The 18,249-nt window shown below is 44.1% G+C and carries 15 protein-coding genes; 14 read left to right on the forward strand and 1 reads right to left on the reverse strand.

Translation table 11 applies throughout. The annotated features are described in order from the left end of the window. The first annotated feature begins 256 nt into the window (after window positions 1-256). From ACESR9_RS09135 to trxA, 4 genes are all read left to right on the forward strand, one after another. On the forward strand, window positions 257-2,896 hold the full coding sequence (locus tag ACESR9_RS09135; protein WP_373106341.1) for a Cna B-type domain-containing protein: 2,640 nt from the start codon (window positions 257-259) through the stop codon (window positions 2,894-2,896). A gap of 409 nt (window positions 2,897-3,305) precedes the next feature. After that, window positions 3,306-3,575, forward strand: a complete 270-nt coding sequence (gene rpsO / locus ACESR9_RS09140; protein ID WP_003004251.1) for a 30S ribosomal protein S15 — start codon at window positions 3,306-3,308, stop codon at window positions 3,573-3,575. Window positions 3,576-3,939: 364 nt separating this feature from the next. Further along, complete coding sequence (locus tag ACESR9_RS09145) at window positions 3,940-4,164, forward strand: DUF4649 family protein (RefSeq protein ID WP_373106343.1); 225 nt, start codon at window positions 3,940-3,942, stop codon at window positions 4,162-4,164. 12 nt (window positions 4,165-4,176) lie between these two features. Continuing rightward, the gene (trxA, locus tag ACESR9_RS09150; protein ID WP_003013593.1) at window positions 4,177-4,491 is read left to right on the forward strand and encodes a thioredoxin; all 315 of its coding nucleotides are present in this window, start codon (window positions 4,177-4,179) and stop codon (window positions 4,489-4,491) included. 50 nt (window positions 4,492-4,541) lie between these two features. On the opposite strand, the gene pepF is transcribed toward trxA, so the two are convergent. Next, window positions 4,542-6,338, reverse strand: a complete 1,797-nt coding sequence (gene pepF, locus ACESR9_RS09155; protein ID WP_373106345.1) for an oligoendopeptidase F — start codon at window positions 6,336-6,338, stop codon at window positions 4,542-4,544. A gap of 154 nt (window positions 6,339-6,492) precedes the next feature. On the opposite strand from pepF, the gene ACESR9_RS09160 reads away from it, so the two are divergent. The 10 genes from ACESR9_RS09160 to ACESR9_RS09205 all read left to right on the forward strand — a co-directional run bounded on the left by ACESR9_RS09160 (window position 6,493) and on the right by ACESR9_RS09205 (window position 18,205). Further along, window positions 6,493-7,761 carry a DUF6287 domain-containing protein gene (locus ACESR9_RS09160; RefSeq protein ID WP_373106347.1) on the forward strand — a complete coding sequence of 423 codons (1,269 nt, stop codon included), beginning with the start codon at window positions 6,493-6,495 and terminating at the stop codon, window positions 7,759-7,761. A 15-nt stretch (window positions 7,762-7,776) separates the two neighbouring features. Then, complete coding sequence (locus ACESR9_RS09165) at window positions 7,777-8,514, forward strand: hypothetical protein (RefSeq protein ID WP_373106349.1); 738 nt, start codon at window positions 7,777-7,779, stop codon at window positions 8,512-8,514. A 346-nt stretch (window positions 8,515-8,860) separates the two neighbouring features. Next, on the forward strand, window positions 8,861-11,083 hold the full coding sequence (gene pnp, locus ACESR9_RS09170; RefSeq protein WP_195529602.1) for a polyribonucleotide nucleotidyltransferase: 2,223 nt from the start codon (window positions 8,861-8,863) through the stop codon (window positions 11,081-11,083). 24 nt (window positions 11,084-11,107) lie between these two features. After that, window positions 11,108-11,725, forward strand: coding sequence for a serine O-acetyltransferase (gene cysE / locus ACESR9_RS09175; RefSeq protein ID WP_061604741.1), 618 nt, complete (start codon window positions 11,108-11,110; stop codon window positions 11,723-11,725). Between the two features lie 12 nt (window positions 11,726-11,737). Beyond that, the gene (locus ACESR9_RS09180) at window positions 11,738-12,604 is read left to right on the forward strand and encodes a GNAT family N-acetyltransferase (protein WP_223325186.1); all 867 of its coding nucleotides are present in this window, start codon (window positions 11,738-11,740) and stop codon (window positions 12,602-12,604) included. Between the two features lie 20 nt (window positions 12,605-12,624). Further along, on the forward strand, window positions 12,625-13,968 hold the full coding sequence (cysS, locus tag ACESR9_RS09185) for a cysteine--tRNA ligase (protein ID WP_003004399.1): 1,344 nt from the start codon (window positions 12,625-12,627) through the stop codon (window positions 13,966-13,968). Continuing rightward, entirely contained in the window at window positions 13,961-14,359 is a 399-nt protein-coding gene (locus tag ACESR9_RS09190; protein WP_003004765.1) for a Mini-ribonuclease 3, read from the forward strand. Before cysS ends, ACESR9_RS09190 begins: the two co-directional genes overlap by 8 nt. Further along, on the forward strand, window positions 14,356-15,216 hold the full coding sequence (locus tag ACESR9_RS09195; protein WP_223346068.1) for a helix-turn-helix domain-containing protein: 861 nt from the start codon (window positions 14,356-14,358) through the stop codon (window positions 15,214-15,216). The genes ACESR9_RS09190 and ACESR9_RS09195 overlap by 4 nt, the downstream gene beginning before the upstream one ends. Before the next feature lie 124 nt (window positions 15,217-15,340). Continuing rightward, entirely contained in the window at window positions 15,341-16,471 is a 1,131-nt protein-coding gene (locus tag ACESR9_RS09200; protein ID WP_031576152.1) for an ABC transporter ATP-binding protein, read from the forward strand. Between the two features lie 66 nt (window positions 16,472-16,537). Further along, window positions 16,538-18,205: an alpha-glucosidase gene (locus tag ACESR9_RS09205; protein ID WP_373106351.1), complete on the forward strand. Its 1,668-nt coding sequence runs from the start codon at window positions 16,538-16,540 to the stop codon at window positions 18,203-18,205. Window positions 18,206-18,249: the final 44 nt, after the last annotated feature.

Raw genomic sequence — 18,249 nt, forward strand, 5'->3', positions numbered from 1 at the left:
CCTACTCAACTGTGCGGAGGTGGGACGACGAAATCGAATTCTAACGAATTACCGATTTCTGTCCCACTCTCTATTTTTTATTTGTATCAAGAAAATGAACTGAAAAGACAAAAAACATATATATTAGCTTGTCATATCGAAGTGAAACGATTATAATGAAAAAAGATAGGTTGTGTATAAAATCACAATATGTAGTGATAATTTTTCGACTCACATACCTTATCTAGTAAACGTAGAAAAAGGAGAAAAATCGTTTATGAAAAAGTGGCTCTATTCTGTTGTGACAGCAGTTGCCCTATTTTTACTAGCGGCTTTAGGATTTGCCAAACCAAATAGTATAGCTAAAGTCCATGCAGATACTATTAATAGTGTAGTCAAATCTGTAAACATTTCGAAATCAACTGGTGGAGCGATTACAGATCCACTCGGTGTTTGGGAGAGCTTTCAAGTTGAAGCAGACTTTGAGTTGCCGAATGGGAGTGTAAAAGCAGGGGATCAGACTGAAATCCAACTTGGAGATGGCTTTAAGGTCTTTGAAACGGACACCATTGACCTGCTGGATCCAAGTGGTCAAAAGGTTGCGACAGCAACGGTAGATGATCAAAGAAAAAAGATTACAGTGACCTATACGGACTATCCTGAAAGAATGGCCAATGTGACAGGGAAACTGCGTTTCTTTGCGCGTGTAGACCACCAAGTTGTCAAAGGACAAAAGACACTTGAATTCAAACTTAAAATCGGTAAAGATGTGATTCCAGGTGGGAATATCGATTACAAAGGGGTCAATCCAGGTGAGAATCCTCCTACTCCAGAAGTCTTTAGCAAGTGGGGTTGGACCAATTCAGATGATAAATTAAAATTGACCTATACCTTGAATATCAATCAAGGCCACACAGCCCTTCATAATATTGATATCAAAGACCACTTGGCCTTTACAGATGGGAAGATCAAGGCAGATTCTGTTAACATCCATACAGGAACTTGGCAGGTTAGTGATGAAGATGGGGCTTATCATTTACGAGACACCACAAATGTCACGAAAAATTATTCCCCTGTTGTCAGTGCTGATGGTCAATCTCTAACGGTTCATATTGGAGATCTAGCTCCAGAACAAGGAATGACGATTCGCTATGATGTCTATTTGGACAAGGTCCCAGCCATCAATACATCCTTTAAAAACAATGCTAGCATGACAGCTACAGAAATCAAGGAGCAAAATAAGGTAGCAGACATTCTGTATCAGTTCTTTGATGGACACTTCAATGGTGAGAAGTACTCATTCACCATTCATAAAAAAGGTGAAAATGGCCAAGCGCTTGCAGGTGCCGTCTTTGCTGTGACAGCAGATGATACTGGTGAGCAAGTGGGAACCATTACGACAGATGAGAATGGTGTTGGCACCATTACGGGCTTGATCAAACAAGCTTATACGGTTCAAGAAATTCAAGCTCCAACAGGCTATGTTCTCTCTGAAGAACCTATCAAGATTAGCAAGGACGATTTTGGAAATGACCTTGCGATTTCTCGTGATGTTGTGAACCAAAAAGAAAAGACAAGCGTTGCTGGTCAAAAGACATGGAATGACAATGACGATCAAGATGGCAAGCGTCCGTCAAAAATCACAGTCAACCTCCTAGCAAATGGTGTCAAAGTCGCTTCTAAAGAAGTGAAACCAGATGCTACAGGAACTTGGGCTTATCATTTTGATAATCTCGATGTGGTCGATGATGCTGGCAATGTTATTGCTTATACTGTTTCAGAAGAACCTGTTGAAGGCTATGAAGCGACTATTGAAGGAACCAATATTACCAACAGTCGGACACCAGAAGTTGTTGAGATTCCAGTAACGAAAGTTTGGAAAGACAATGATAACCAAGATGGCGTTCGTCCTGACAAGGTCACTGTTCGTCTCCTTGCAGATGGTACAGAAGTAGCTAGCCAAGAGCTCAGTGAAGCAACTGATTGGAAGACAGTCTTTACCAATCTTCCAAAATACAATCACGGCAAACAAATTGTCTACACAGTCACAGAAGACACAGTAGCCAATTACTCTGCTGCGATTGATGGAACAAGCATTACCAATAGCTACAAGCCTGGTAAAACCAGCGTCACTGTTACAAAACGTTGGGAAGACAACAATGACCAAGATGGCAAACGTCCAAGCGCCATTAAGGTACAGCTCTATGCAGACGGCAAAGCTCAAGGAAAAGAAGTGGAACTTTCTGCTAAAAATAACTGGACTCATACCTTTAGTAATTTGCCTCTAAAAGCGAAAGGCAAAGAGATTCAGTACCAAGTGAAAGAAGTTGGGACAGTCAAAGGCTATACAAGTACGGTCGATGACAGTAACAAGGGAAATGTAGTGATCACCAATAGCCGCACACCAGAAGTAACAGAAGTAGCGGTCAAGAAGATCTGGGATGATGCAGACAATAAAGAGGGTCTTCGTCCTGAAAAAATCACAGTTCGTCTCCTTGCGGATGGTCAAGAAGTAGCTGTAAAAGAAATCACAGCTACTGATAATTGGCAGGCAAGCTTCACGGATCTACCTGTATACAAGGAAGGTAAGAAGATTGCCTACACGATTACAGAGGATCCAGTAGCAGGTTATACAAGCAACATTGATGGTTTCACGGTAACCAACCGTCATACGCCACCAACAACACCTCCTACCACACCACCAAGCACACCGCCAACGATTCCGCCAACAACACCTCCTACAACGCCACCAAGCACACCGGAAAAACCAGAAACTCCAACTACACCAAAAGAAGGGAAGAAAAAAATTCTTCCATCAACTGGTGAAGTTGTTGCTTACGGGTTGACCATACTCGGTGCCCTCTTAGCAGTTTTTGCTTTGGCTTTGCTCTTGCGTGGTAAACGGAAAGAGAAATAAGCTTCATACCGATAAAGAGGCTGGGACAAAAGTCCTAGCCTCTCAATTATTTTTGGATTGTCGAGCAAGACGCAGTGGTTGAGTGGGCTCTACTACGCTGATTTCATCAGCTTTTACAGCCCTACTCAACTGTGCGGAGGTGGGACGACGAAATCAAATTCTAACGAATTACCGATTTCTGTCCCACTCTCTTTTGAATAAGTTGTTTGAAGAATGATCCATCAAACCGTCCAAATTCCCAAGGTTTTTTTAGAAAAGAGAAAAGGTCCTCTTAAAGGAAACATAAGTGTTTGACAGAAAGATGAAATCTTGGTAGAATAAGAAGGTCGAATAGACAACTAACTCTTTCTTGGTAGCAGGATATGCCAAACCTGCCACTCGGATAGAGCATAAAGAAAAGGAGCTTATCATGGCAATCTCAAAAGAGAAAAAAAATGAAATCATTGCACAATACGCACGTCACGAAGGTGACACTGGTTCAGTAGAAGTACAAGTTGCTGTCCTTACTTGGGAAATCAACCACTTGAACGAACACATCAAACAACACAAAAAAGACCACGCTACTTACCGTGGTTTGATGAAGAAAATCGGTCGCCGTCGTAACTTGTTGGCTTACCTTCGTACAAACGACGTTAACCGTTACCGTGAGTTGATCAACTCTCTTGGACTTCGTCGTTAATTCAAGATACAAAGGCCGTCAAAAGCACAAAGCAAAAATAGGAAAATTGACGAAGAAGCTTCAGCTTCTAGGAGATTTTATCTTTTTTGCCAAGTGCTTAGGCCGTGTTCAATTGAATACAAAAAAAGTTACTCTATTATAGGGTGACTTTTCTTTTTCACTAGAATTATAGTACAATCTTCGGTTCGTCGCCTTGTCTAGAAACGTTCTATCCAGCAAGAATGGAGCTCTCTGGATTCAGGGGGCTGTTTTCTTGTCTTTTCCTTATCGAACAAGATCCATCATTCTGAGGAAGTCGTTTTGTTTGACAGATGTAATATCTAGAGTTACAATTGATGCATCATAAGAAATAGAGGTTATCGATATGATTGAAATTACATATCTAGACGGTGCAAAACAAGAAAGAGTCATGCATTTTGATTCCTACGAAGAGTTTGAACACTCCCAACAAGCCTGCTTGATTGGGGTAGCAGATTTTTATCCTGTTGTGAAACTGACCTATAATGGGTATGAATTGGATTACCAAGGGACTTACGGAGATGTCTTCTTCTATTTGATGAAGCAAGATTTGACGCAGTACCAAAACTAAAGGAGAAAGAAAATGGCAAAAGCAATTACAGACGCAACATTTGAAGCAGAAACCAAAGAAGGCTTGGTCTTGGTAGACTTTTGGGCAACCTGGTGTGGTCCATGTCGCATGCAAGCTCCTATTTTAGAAAAATTATCGGAAGAACTTTCGGAAGATGAGTTAAAAATCCTAAAAATGGACGTGGATGAAAATCCAGAAACAGCGCGTGCTTTCGGCATTATGTCCATCCCAACCTTGCTCTTTAAAAAAGATGGGCAGGTTGTTAAACAAGTAGCAGGAGTGCATACCGCAGCACAAATTAAGGCCATTGTGGCTGAGTTGAGTTAAAAAGCAAAAAAGCTAAAGAAGAATGAACCTTCTTTAGCTTTTTTTGAATTTTATTCTCCCAATTCTGCACTGTAAGCAATAATTTGATCCACAGTGTCTGAAAGGAATTGGATGGTATCGCGGAGTGGTTTGTCCGTTGAGATATCTGCCCCGATGATCATGGCTGACTCAAGTGGGGTCTTGCTACCACCTGATTTAAGGAGGTCTAGCCAATCTTTAGCTCCGTTTTCGGAGTTCTTCAAATGCAGGTAACCCGCTGTTGAGATAACCAAGCCAGCTGAGTAGGTGTAGCTGTAAAGTCCCATGTAGTAGTGGCTTTGGCGCATCCAGGTCAAAGCTGCGTCGTCATCGATTTCAACGGCATCTCCCCAGAACTCTGTCAAGACTTCCTTCATGATGCTGTTGAGCTTGCTAGCGCCGAAGGTACCACCTTCTTCGATCAAGGTGTAGACCTTGCGTTGGAAGGCTGCTTCCAATAAGTGGGTGATGAAGTTGTGGAAGTAGGTATCTGTCAAACGGTGAGCCAAGGCAAAGCGTTTTTGACGAGGATCGTCAAACTGGTGTTCCAAATAGTCGCTGAGGAGGAGCTCATTAAAGGTAGAAGGAGCTTCCACATAGTAGGTCGACATGTGGGCGTTGAAGTAGCTTTGGTTGTTGTCTGAGAAGATGAATTGACCAGAGTGTCCAATCTCGTGGATCAGGGTATAAACATCGCTCATCCGTCCTGTCCAACTCATCAAGACATAAGGATGGACACGATAGGGGTCAGCTGCATAACCACCGGAATCCTTGCCTTCATTGGCCGCAAAGTCAACCCAACGTTCGGTTTGGTAGCGGGCAATTTCGCGGGAATATTCTTCGCCAAGAGGAGCTACAGATTTCATGACCAAGTCATAAGCATCATCAATGGTGACATCTGGGTTGAGCGCACTGTCTAAGTCCAACTTCCAATCAGCAAAGGTCATTTTCTCAAGGCCGTTGACCTTGGCCACGTGTTTGAGGAATTTTTGAGCGACCGGAGCGAAGTCTTTCATGATCAGGTCGATCTGACGGTCAAACATGGCACGATCCACTTCCTGCTCGGCTAAGAGATAGTCAAAGACTGAGTCGTAACCTCGCATGTCTGCGATCAGTTTTTCTGCTTTGACTTGGGCTAGATAGGTGGCAGCAGCCGTGTTTTGGTGCTTGCGGAGGCCTTCTGAGAAAGAACGAAAGGCTTTTTCACGGACTTCTGCATTCTCATGGTTTTGGTAGAAGTTTTCATAGGTGACAAAGCTATTCTTGTAAACTTTTCCATCTACTTCAAAATCAGCCATTTCAAAGTCACCTGCCCGCATCTTGGTGTAGATATCTTGCGGTCCGTAGAAGACTTCACCAAGGTTGGTCAGAGTTTTTTCCACATCAGCTCCCAAGTAGTGAGCTTTTTTGATTTTAGCCTGACGAATGGCAAAAGTGAGGTGAGGGAGTTGTCCGAGACGTTCAAGGACTTCTTCATCCGCTTCTACCAAAGCATCATCAAAGAAGGAAAGTTCAACGCTAGCCCAAGTTTCGAAATCCATCCCCGCTTGAGCAATTTCCGCAAAAGCTTCGTCGCCAAAGTCAGTGGTTTGTGGCATAAAGCTGTAGTTGCCAATGTGGCTGAGTTGGATCTGAATCTGTTCAAAGACCGCAAAGGCAGCTTCAAAGTCTTCAAAAGTGTGGAGGTTGCCCTTGTAGTTGCGGACAAATTCATTGATTTCTTCACGTGTTTTTTCAATGGCGCGCAAGAAGTCTTCCTGGTCTTGGTAGAGGGCTGTGAGGTCCCAGAGTTCGTTCTCAGGAAATTCAGAACGTTTTTTTAATTCCATAGTGTTCTCCTTTTGATCAAATAACTATACTTAGTATAGCAGAAAAAAGGGCAGAAACATAGAGGGAGAGGGAAGATGCTTGTGTGAAAATCTTGAAAAGAGCTGGAAAAATTGACCATTTTTGATATACTAGGATTGATATGAGGAGGTTTTTATGAAAAAGGTTATGATTTCACTACTGGCGGGTGCGTCCGTTTTATCTTTAGTGGCTTGTGCTCCCAAACGCTACGAGCGCCAAAGTAAACCAAAGACAGCAACGTCATCAACTGTCAAAAAAGAAAAGAAGGATACAGGACAAAAGAACTATCAAGAAGTGTTAGACCGCTACAAGGCTTATGCAGTTGCGATTACTGCTCAGGATCAAACAGCTTTACAAAATGAACTGAAGAAGATCGATGCTACTTCAGAAGAATATGCGTATATCTTTAACCTTCAAACACTTGGGAGTACCAATGAGTGGAAATATGCTTTTGAGGATCTTAATCGTGATGGTAATGATGAACTGCTGATTGGGGATGGCAAAACGATTGCTGCTGTGTATTATTTGAAAGATAACCAGCCAACCTTGCTCCATGTAGCCTATGTGGCTTCTGCAGGTGGCTATCGCTCTAGCTTAGATCTTTTTGACAATGGACAAATCGTCTATGCTACTTGGCAATCCCTTAATCCAGAAATGGAATTGACCCTTTATTCGCTAGGAAAAGGCGAAGCCAAGGAAGAAAAGAAAGCAACCATTCAAATTGGTGGGAAGAAAACAGCAGAACAAGCTCTTGGGATTTCAGCCAAGAAGTTGGACCTCAGTAAGCTTGACTGGAAAACGTTTGACGGTTCAGGGGATTCCAAATCAACAGCTAAAGCAGAAGAGAAAAAATCAGAAAGCTTCCAAGTGCAAGTTAGCGTAGCCGATCTTCGTATTCGAAAAGAACCGTCTACTTCAGCTCCTTCTGCAGGGATGATCGCAAAAGGAACTCACACCATCACGGAAACCGTAGAAGCGGATGGTCATACTTGGGGCAAATTGGAATCTGGACAAGGCTGGATCGCCCTTGAATTCACAACGCGCGTGGATGGAAATGCCGAATCAGCTCCTGCCCCTGCCAAAACAAGCACTGGGATGAATCTGGATGAAATCAAAGCTGGAAATTTCTCAAGTGTAGCGGGAATTTGGAAAAATAAGTACGGTACGAGCATTGAGTTTGATGCGCAAGGAATTGTGAAGGTCAATGGTAGTGCTGTTAATGGTGTTCAATTTTCTGGTTTTTACTTCAAGGAGGGTAATCTACACGGAGTTAGTCGGATGCCTGGGGCAACGAACGAAACGCCTATTCTTTTCATTCCTTCAAGAGAAGGTGGCAGTGAATCCATTTACTGGAGTAAGAGTGATGCTACGAATGGGAACGATTTGTACTACCGTGTGGACTAAAAAAAGGAGACAAGCATGAAAAAAATAGGAACATATTTACTAGCTGCAGCCCTCTTGCTTTCTCTGGCAGCTTGCACCCCAAAACGCTATGAGCGTAAGCACAGTTCGGTAGGAGCTTCATCGGTCAAAAAAACATCTGACAAAGCCCAAGAAAAAGAGCAAACAGAAGAAGATAAGTCAGATGAACATGATAAAGAAGCCATTGGGACCTTGTCAAAAGCAGACCAAGCGGATATCTATTCGATTATTGAAAACAGTGCGTCTTTGACCTATTCACTTCAGGTGCAACCGACTCGCTTGCTAGAGTTGAACAATGATCACGGTGCAGTTGATGGTTACCCACAAGACATGTTCATTGATTACTACAATACCTACACGCCGGGAACTTATAATTTGCAAGATGTCATTGATAAATTGAATGCTGAAGAGACATCGGACTCTATCCGTAGTCTGTCACAAGATCAGCTGATCCAACTAACAAACGAAAAGAAGGACGGCTGGATCTATTCGACAAAAGACAAGGCCTTCTACGAAATTGTACCTGGTGGTCGTGGCGGAGCGATGCCACCGATGGAAATCCCTTCACCGGATGAATGGGTAGTCAATGAAGATTCAGTTGAAGTGACAACGACTATCCAAGGAACTTCCGACCCATACAGACGTTTTGTCTTGAAACGTAACAACAAGAACTACAAGGGTGGAACCCACAAAACACGCTTTTATGTCGACAGTACAGAATTCGTGAAATCGTAAAAATAATCAAAAGCTATATCCAGCTCTAAAATTTTTATATAGAACTTGCTGAAGATTCACAGAAAAAGGCCCTCAAAGCCTTTTTCTTTTGGGCTTGAATATGTTAAAATAAAAGGTATACGTGCTTGGATACAAAGATGAGGATATAACAAACAGATAGGCTGCGTCAATCGAATGCTATCATGCGTAATTGAACCCGCCTACAACTCTGTGGAAAAAGATAAATCTACCTAGGAGCGTTCGCTCCGTCGTTCGATTTCCTATTTTCCTTTGAGTTGCTTAACGCCTTTGTATCCTGATTTTTGTAGGCAAGTCGTATAATTTTATCAATCCAAAGGGGATTACAATGACAAAACAAGTGTTTCAAACGACTTTTGCGGGTCGTGAGTTAATCGTAGAGACTGGTCAGGTTGCGAAGCAAGCAAATGGCTCTGTTGTCGTGCGTTACGGTGAGTCAACTGTCTTGACGGCAGCCGTCATGTCTAAAAAAATGGCAACTGGGGATTTCTTCCCACTTCAAGTCAACTACGAAGAAAAAATGTATGCGGCTGGGAAATTTCCTGGTGGCTTTATGAAACGTGAAGGACGTCCTTCAACAGATGCGACCTTGACAGCGCGTTTGATTGACCGTCCGATCCGTCCAATGTTTGCGGAAGGTTTTCGTAACGAAGTGCAAGTCATCAACACAGTCCTTTCTTACGACGAAAATGCATCTGCACCAATGGCAGCCATGTTTGGTTCATCATTGGCTCTTTCTATCTCAGATATTCCGTTTGACGGACCAATCGCTGGGGTACAAGTAGGCTATGTTGACGGGGAAATCATCATCAACCCAACGCAAGAACAAGCTGAGAGCTCTCTTCTTGAATTGACAGTAGCTGGTACCAAGCACGCTATCAACATGGTAGAGTCTGGTGCCAAAGAATTGTCAGAAGAAATCATGTTGGAAGCTCTTCTTAAAGGGCACGAAGCCGTTAAAGAATTGATTGCCTTCCAAGAAGAAATCGTTGCGGCAGTCGGTAAAGAAAAAGCAGAAGTGGAATTGCTTCATGTAGATGCTGACTTGCAGGCTGAAATCATCGCAGCCTACAACAGTGACCTTCAAAAAGCGGTTCAAGTTGAAGAAAAATTGGCGCGTGAAGCTGCGACTCAAGAAGTGAAAGACCAAGTCACAGCTGTTTACGAAGAAAAATATGCAGACCATGAAGAATTCGACCGCATCATGCGGGATGTGGCTGAAATCTTGGAACAAATGGAACACGCGGAAGTGCGCCGTTTGATTACAGAAGACAAGGTTCGTCCGGATGGTCGTAAGGTTGATGAAATCCGTCCTTTGGATGCACAAGTGGACTACCTTCCTCGTGTGCACGGTTCAGGTCTCTTTACGCGTGGACAAACGCAAGCCCTTTCTGTCTTGACCTTGGCACCAATGGGTGAAACGCAAATCATCGATGGTTTGGATCCTGAGTACAAGAAACGCTTTATGCACCACTACAACTTCCCACAATATTCTGTAGGGGAAACAGGTCGTTACGGTGCGCCTGGTCGTCGTGAAATTGGTCACGGTGCCCTCGGTGAGCGTGCCCTTGCTCAAGTATTGCCAAGCTTGGAGGAATTCCCATATGCCATCCGTTTGGTAGCAGAAGTATTGGAATCAAATGGTTCTTCTTCTCAAGCCTCTATCTGTGCGGGAACACTTGCCCTTATGGCGGGTGGTGTGCCAATCAAGGCCCCAGTAGCAGGTATTGCAATGGGTCTGATCTCAGATGGAAACAACTATACCGTATTGACAGATATCCAAGGTTTGGAAGACCACTTTGGAGACATGGACTTTAAGGTTGCAGGTACGCGTGATGGGATTACAGCCCTTCAAATGGATATCAAGATCCAAGGGATCACTGCAGAAATCTTGACTGAAGCACTTGCTCAAGCCAAGAAAGCGCGTTTTGAAATCCTTGATGTCATCGAAGCAACCATTCCAGAAGTGCGTCCAGAATTGGCGCCAACTGCTCCGAAAATTGATACCATCAAGATTGATGTCGACAAGATTAAGATTGTCATCGGTAAGGGTGGAGAAACCATCGATAAGATCATCGCTGAAACAGGCGTTAAGATTGATATCGACGAAGAAGGAAACGTGTCTATCTACTCGAGCGATCAAGATGCGATTAACCGTGCTAAGGAAATCATTGCAGGTTTGGTTCGTGAAGCCAAAGTGGATGAAGTCTACCATGCCAAAGTGGTTCGGATCGAGAAATTTGGTGCTTTTGTCAACCTCTTTGACAAGACGGATGCCCTCGTTCATATCTCTGAAATGGCTTGGACGCGCACCAACCGTGTCGAAGACTTGGTAGCCATCGGCGATGAAGTCGATGTGAAGATTATCAAGATTGACGAAAAAGGTCGTGTCGATGCTTCTATGAAAGCTCTTCTTCCTCGTCCGCCAAAAGCAGAAAACAGCGAGGAAAAAGGTGAAAAAACTCATCGCCATGGCGACCGTCCTCGTCACCACAACAAAGACCACAAACCTAAAAAAGACTTTACTATTACACAAAAAGATTCAGAATAATCATTAGAAAAGGAGGAGCACGGTATGGGATGGTGGCGTGAAACCATCGATATTGTAAAAGAAAATGACCCAGCAGCGCGTACCTCGCTGGAGGTCCTTTTGACCTATCCGGGCGTCAAAGCACTGGCAGCTCACCGTGTTTCCCACTTTTTGTGGAATCATGGCTTTAAGCTTCTAGCTCGGATGCATAGTCAGTTCTGGCGTTTTTGGACCCAGATTGAAATCCATCCAGGTGCGACCATTGCTTCCGGTGTCTTTATCGACCATGGAGCGGGCCTCGTTATCGGGGAAACAGCCATTGTTGAAAAAGGAGTCATGCTCTACCACGGGGTGACCCTTGGGGGAACAGGGAAGGATGTCGGTAAACGCCATCCAACGGTTCGTGAAGGAGCCTTGGTCTCCGCTCATGCTCAGGTCATCGGTCCGATTGAGATTGGGGCCAAAGCCAAAGTAGGAGCGGGAGCGGTCGTGGTCTCCGATGTACCGAGTGATGTGACCGTTGTCGGAGTCCCTGCTAAAATTGTTCGTGTTCACGGTAAGAAGGATGAGCCAATCATTCACCAAGAAGAAGAAAAACGCGAATACTATGTGAATAAGATGGAGCATGCTAAGGAAGCCAGTCATCGGTCTTCTAGCTTGTAAGGAGATCGCTACGTGATTCAATCAACCAATACATTGAATGACCACCAACTACTGGAAGCAAAGGCCCTTATTGCCGTCTGTCGGAACTATGACGGAACTTTTCGGGATCCTTATCTCTCCAATATGCTCAATTTTGATCCCGATATGCCGGCCTTTTTCCTTTATTACGAAAAAGGTGAACTTGTTGGCCTATTAACCGTCTATGCGGATGACCCAGATGTGGAAGTAGCGATCCTGGTCCACCCTAATCACCGTCGTCAGGGAATTGCGCGTGCTTTGTATGGAAGTTTTGAGAAAGAAACGGCATCTTATCCAATTGAGTCTGTGACTTTTCAGACAGAGCGTATTTTTCTAGAGAATCATCCTGATTTTGCCAGCAATTGGGGACTGGTTGAGGATGACGAAACAGAAACCTGGTTAGGTAAAGATAGAAGACCATATCCGTTAGTAAATGATTCCAATCTGGAAGTTTTGTTAGCAGATCGTTCGTATCAGGATCAAATTAGTCAGTTAAAATTTCAGGCATTTTCAGAGGAACATGAATCGAGAGAAGTTGTGGATAGATATGTCGCCAAAGCTCTGAAAGATCCAGAAAGTCGCCTGTATATTTTGCTAAAAGACGGTCAGGTTATCGGGACTTGCACGGTTGATTTATCAAGTAATACCAATTACTTCTACGGTTTAGCAATAGCTGAACTTGAACGCGGAAACGGCTATGGAAGCTATTTGGCAAAATCCCTCGTTAACCAACTCATTGAGCAAAATGATAAGGAATTTCAGATTGCAGTGGAAGATAGCAATGTAGGTGCCAAACACTTGTATGAAAAGCTTGGCTTTGTCAAACAGACTCAGGTGGTTTATTTGAACCCAAAAGAGTAGAAACAGAAAGGAAATGAAGCGTGTTAAAAATTTATGATACCATGTCTCGTGATTTGCGAGAATTTATCCCCATCGAGGAAGGAAAGGTTCGCATGTATGTTTGTGGGCCAACGGTTTACAACTATATCCACGTAGGGAATGCCCGCTCAACGGTGGCCTTTGACACGATTCGTCGCTACTTTGAGTATCGTGGCTACGAAGTTGCCTACATTTCCAACTTTACAGATGTGGATGATAAGATCATCAACCGTGCCAAAGAAGAAGGCATTACGCCACAGGAAGTGGCAGACAAGTATATTGCGGCCTTCCGTGAGGATGTGACGGCTCTTGGAGTGAAACCTGCAACCCGCCACCCTCGTGTGGTCGAGTTTATGGATGACATCATCCGTTTTGTCGCTGATTTGATTGAAAAAGGCTATGCCTACGAGAGCCAAGGCGATGTCTATTTCCGTGTGGAAAAATCCCACAACTATGCAAAATTAGCCAATAAAACCCTAGAAGACTTGGAGTTAGGTGCTTCTGGTCGGACAGATGAAGAAACAGCTCGCAAGGAAAATCCAGTCGACTTTGCCCTTTGGAAAGCTGCCAAACCAGGTGAGATTTCTTGGGACAGCCCTTGGGGACCTGGTCGTCCTGGTTGGCACATTGAGTGTTCGGTCATGTCAACGGGGATTTTAGGCGATACTATTGATATCCACGGTGGTGGTGCCGATCTTGAGTTTCCACACCATACTAATGAAATTGCTCAGTCTGAAGCTAAAACAGGCAAGACCTTTGCCAATTACTGGATGCACAATGGATTTGTCAATATTGATAATGTCAAGATGTCCAAGTCCTTAGGCAACTTTATCACCGTGCATGATGCATTGAAGACTATCGACGGCCAAGTGCTTCGCTTCTTCTTTGCGACCCAGCACTACCGCAAGCCCATTAACTTCACAGAAAAAGCGGTTCGCGATGCGGAGACCAACCTCAAGTATTTGAAAAACACCTATGAGCAACCGTTCACAGGAGAAGTGGATCCAGCAGACTTGCAAGGTTTTGTGGACAAGTTTATCGTGGCTATGGATGAAGATATCAATGCGGCAAACGGAATTACCGTCGTCTTTGAATTGGCTAAATGGATCAATTCAGGTCACTACAACCAAGACGTTAAGGATGCCTTGACCAAGATGTTAGAAGTCTTTGGAGTGGTCTTTGTCGAAGAAGTCTTGGATGCAGATATTGAAGCCTTGATCGCTGAACGTCAGGAAGCGCGGGCGAAGAAAGATTTTGCGCGAGCAGATGCCATTCGCGATGAATTAGCTGCGCAAGGAATCAAGCTCTTGGATACAAAAGAAGGTGTAAGGTGGACACGTGATTGATGTCAATCTAATCAATGGGATTGCCCTTGCCTTTGAGGGAGATGCGGTCTATTCCATGTATATTCGCAGACACCTGATCTTTCAAGGAATGACTAAGCCCAATAAACTTCACCAGGCTGCCACCCGCTATGTCTCAGCTAGGGCTCAGGCTAGCTTGATTGAAAGCATGCTGGAGCAAGAAATTCTGACGGAAAAAGAGTTGGAGATCTACAAGCGCGGTCGCAACACCAATAGCCATACCAAGGCCAAAAATGCGGATGTCGTGACCTATCGGATGTCGACGGGCTTTGAGGCTGTTATGGGTTATCTCCATATGACGGGAGAGCTCTCTCGTCTAGAAGAGCTGATTGACTGGTGCATCCAGCAAGTAGAAGAAGGAAGAAAGCAGTGAAAAATATCAGAGAGTGGTTTCCTCATGCAGAGGTGACGGATCAAGCCAATCCACCAGCTGGTTATGTAGCCATTCCCCTTCAGGCTCATCAATGGTTGCTGCTGAAGGAAGAAGAGCTAACCGAGCGAGAAAAACAATTGATTTCCTGGTTGGGCAGTGAAGAAGAGGTTGCCCCTAATCCTTGGTACCAATACCTGATCGATGGAAAGGGAGATGCCCCTCAAGTCATCAAAAAAATGCAACTCGTCTATTGCCACATCTCGCACTCGACAGCAGAAGGGACAGCTTCTTGGTTGGAGATGATGCAGACACTCTTGCCCAATTTCCGAGCAACCTTGCAACTGAGTGGGCAGGACTATGTGCTCATTCTGGACCAAGACCAGTCTTTGCCTGTGGCCGATATCTTAAAAGATACCGTCTCTGCCATGGAGTATGACTTCAATATTCGTTTATCTATCCTGGTCGGGCAAGTATGGACCGAGTCTAAAGACGGGAAAGTGTCTCCTGTCATCCGAGCAGAACAGGCTGTCTTTCGAGCTTGGATTCGAGAAGGTCATCAAGGTGTTTATCGCTTTTCTCAACTCTACCTATGGGGAATCGAGCAGGCAGATTTGGAACTCCATCCTATCAAAGAACGTTTGCATCAGTTGATTGGAAGTCAAGACCAGTTGCAGGACATCATTGTCGCCCTCTGGGACAACGGGGCAGTCGTCACCAAGGCGGCCCAGCAACTTTATCTCCATCGCAATTCCCTTCAATACAAGATTGACAAGTGGGAGGAGTTGACGGGTCTTCAGTTGAAAAATCTGACAGATCTAGCCTTGTGCTATCATTTAGTTTTACAAGATGTGATTTAAACAGAATCAATCCAGAGTTTTGTGCAACTTGCACAAAACTCTTTTTCTTTTTTGTGAGACTTGCCATAGAAATGTAAAACGTTTTCATTTACAATAGAACTATAAAAATCAAAGGAGTACCATCATGGTAGAATTGAATCTTAAAAATATTTACAAAAAATATCCAAACAGCGAACATTACTCAGTTGAAGACTTCAACTTGGACATCAAAGACAAAGAATTTATCGTTTTCGTAGGTCCTTCAGGATGTGGTAAATCAACGACTCTTCGTATGATCGCTGGTCTTGAAGACATCACAGAAGGTGAATGTTCAATCGATGGTACTGTTGTAAACAACGTGGCACCTAAAGACCGTGATATCGCCATGGTATTCCAAAACTACGCTCTTTACCCACACATGACTGTGTACGATAACATGGCCTTTGGTTTGAAATTGCGTAAATACAGCAAGGAAGATATCGACAAACGTGTACAAGAAGCAGCTGAAATCCTTGGCTTGAAAGAATTCTTGGATCGTAAACCAGCTGACCTTTCTGGTGGTCAACGTCAACGTGTAGCCATGGGACGTGCCATCGTCCGTGATGCAAAAGTATTCTTGATGGACGAACCTTTGTCAAACTTGGATGCTAAACTTCGTGTATCCATGCGTGCTGAAATCGCGAAAATCCACCGTCGTATCGGAGCTACAACGATCTACGTAACTCACGACCAAACAGAAGCGATGACATTGGCTGACCGTATCGTTATCATGTCTGCTACTAAAAACCCTGCAGGTACTGGTACAATTGGACGTGTAGAACAAATCGGAACTCCACAAGAAGTGTACAAAAACCCAGTCAACAAATTTGTAGCTGGATTCATCGGAAGCCCTGCTATGAACTTCATTAACGTAAAATTGGAAGGTGGATACATCGTTGCCAATGGCTTGAATTTGAAAGTTCCAGAAGGTGCTTTGAAAGTTCTTCGTGAAAAAGGCTATGATGGTAAAGAAATCATCTTTGGTATCCGTCCAGAAGACGTGAACACAGAAGCTGCTTTCCTTGAAACATTCCCAGAATCAGTCGTGAAAGCAACCATCTCTGTATCTGAATTGCTTGGTTCAGAATCTCACTTGTACTGCCAAGTTGGTGACAACGAATTCATCGCTAAAGTAGATGCACGTGACTACCTTGGAACTGGTGAAACCATCGAACTTGGATTTGACTTGAACAAAGCTCACTTCTTCGACAAAGAAACTGAAAAAACAGTATACTAATACCTACTGAAACTGTAGAGACTGAGACGATATGTCTCGGTCTCTTTCATTTTAAGGAGACAAAACATGGAAAAAGACTGGTGGAAGGGAAAGGTCGCTTATCAGATCTACCCCAAAAGCTTCAAAGACAGCAATGGAGATGGTGTTGGGGATTTGAAAGGAATCACGGAGAAACTAGATTACCTTCAAGACTTAGGGATTGATATTCTCTGGTTATCTCCTATTTACAAGAGTCCTTTTATTGACCAGGGTTATGATATTTCCAACTATTATGCCATTGACCCAATTTTTGGAACCATGGAAGATATGGAAGAGCTGATCGCGGAAGGCAAGAAGCGGGGCATTTCCATCATTATGGACCTGGTGGTTAACCACTGCTCCAGTCATCACGAGTGGTTCCAAAAAGCTTTAGCGGATCCAGATGGACCTTATGCGGACTACTTTTATTTCATCGAAAGTGACAAGGAACCCAACAACTGGGAAAGTTACTTTGGAGGCAGTGTCTGGGAACCAGTTCCTGGCACCAACAAATACTATCTCCATTCTTTCCACAAGGATCAGCCGGATCTCAATTGGCAAAATCCTGTCTTACGCGAAGAGATTTACAAGATGATCAATTGGTGGTTGGACAAGGGAATCGCTGGCTTCCGGATTGACGCCATTATCAATATCAAAAAGGATTTAGAATGGCGTTCGCTTCCGTCCGATCGTGACAATGGCCTGGTTCCAGTGCCGGAATCGCTGGTCAATGCCCAACCGATTGAACCTTTCCTGCGAGAGTTAAAGGAGCGAACTTTCGCCAAGTACAATGCCTTCACTGTAGGGGAAGTTTTCAATGAAACCGATGAAGAGTTGCACTTCTTTATTGGAAAAGATGGTGTCTTCTCTTCCATCTTTGACTTCAAACAAACCATGCTGGGTCAGGAAGGAAAAGGCTGGTTCGACCATGCTCTTCCAACTGCAGATGAACTCAAGGAAAGTATTTTCCAAGCCCATGAGCGCGCGGATAGCATTGGGGTTCTTTCGACCATTATCGAGAATCACGACGAGCCTCGTGGGGTGTCCCATTATATTGCGGAAGGTCCAGTAAACGATACCAGTAAAAAAGCTCTGGGAACTATTCAGGTTTTGCGTAAGGGAATTCCTTTTATCTACCAAGGCCAAGAAATTGGGATGGAAAACCAAGTCTTTGAATCGGTGGAGGACTTTGATGATATCGCAACCATCAATGGCTACCACGTCGCGAAAGAAGCTGGTTTAAGCGAGGAAGAAGCCTTGGCCGCGATTGCCAACTACAGCCGGGACAATGCGCGAACACCCATGCAATGGTCAGCAGAGCCAGGTCTGGGCTTTAGTGATGGGCCAGCCTGGTTGATCAGTCCCAAACCAAATGTTGCCATCAATGTGGAAGACCAGGAAAAGGATCCAAATTCCATCTTGAATTATTATCGGCAGTTAACGGCCTTGTATCGACATCCCCTCTATGGGAATACTATCCGATTTGGAGATATGATCCCAGCGTATCGGGACCGTGAAAACATCATCGCCTTTGAACGCCGTGGGGACAAACGTCTCTTGATTGTCAGCAATTTCCAAAATCGCCAGGCCACCTTGGAGTTGCCAGCTCCGATTAAAACGGTCGTTTTAAATAATACTGCTGGGTTGTTCCAAGAAGGAGACCAAGTGCTCGAATTGACCCCTTACCAAACGGTTGTGTTGGAATTGGCAGAATAGAAAAGAACCTTCGCATCTGCGAAGGTTCTTTTCATGTCATCCAG

The organism is Streptococcus parasanguinis, assembly GCF_964238605.1.
Classification (GTDB): Bacteria; Bacillota; Bacilli; order Lactobacillales; family Streptococcaceae; genus Streptococcus; species Streptococcus parasanguinis_AJ.

Coding starts and splice junctions, on each gene's coding strand:
- ACESR9_RS09145 (WP_373106343.1), top strand. CDS start 3,940: ATGATTGAAATTACATATCTAGACGGTGCAAAACAAGAAAGAGTCATG.
- pnp (WP_195529602.1), top strand. CDS start 8,861: ATGACAAAACAAGTGTTTCAAACGACTTTTGCGGGTCGTGAGTTAATC.
- trxA (WP_003013593.1), top strand. CDS start 4,177: ATGGCAAAAGCAATTACAGACGCAACATTTGAAGCAGAAACCAAAGAA.
- ACESR9_RS09165 (WP_373106349.1), top strand. CDS start 7,777: ATGAAAAAAATAGGAACATATTTACTAGCTGCAGCCCTCTTGCTTTCT.
- ACESR9_RS09135 (WP_373106341.1), top strand. CDS start 257: ATGAAAAAGTGGCTCTATTCTGTTGTGACAGCAGTTGCCCTATTTTTA.
- rpsO (WP_003004251.1), top strand. CDS start 3,306: ATGGCAATCTCAAAAGAGAAAAAAAATGAAATCATTGCACAATACGCA.
- ACESR9_RS09200 (WP_031576152.1), top strand. CDS start 15,341: ATGGTAGAATTGAATCTTAAAAATATTTACAAAAAATATCCAAACAGC.
- ACESR9_RS09160 (WP_373106347.1), top strand. CDS start 6,493: ATGAAAAAGGTTATGATTTCACTACTGGCGGGTGCGTCCGTTTTATCT.
- cysE (WP_061604741.1), top strand. CDS start 11,108: ATGGGATGGTGGCGTGAAACCATCGATATTGTAAAAGAAAATGACCCA.
- pepF (WP_373106345.1), bottom strand. CDS start 6,338: ATGGAATTAAAAAAACGTTCTGAATTTCCTGAGAACGAACTCTGGGAC.
- ACESR9_RS09205 (WP_373106351.1), top strand. CDS start 16,538: ATGGAAAAAGACTGGTGGAAGGGAAAGGTCGCTTATCAGATCTACCCC.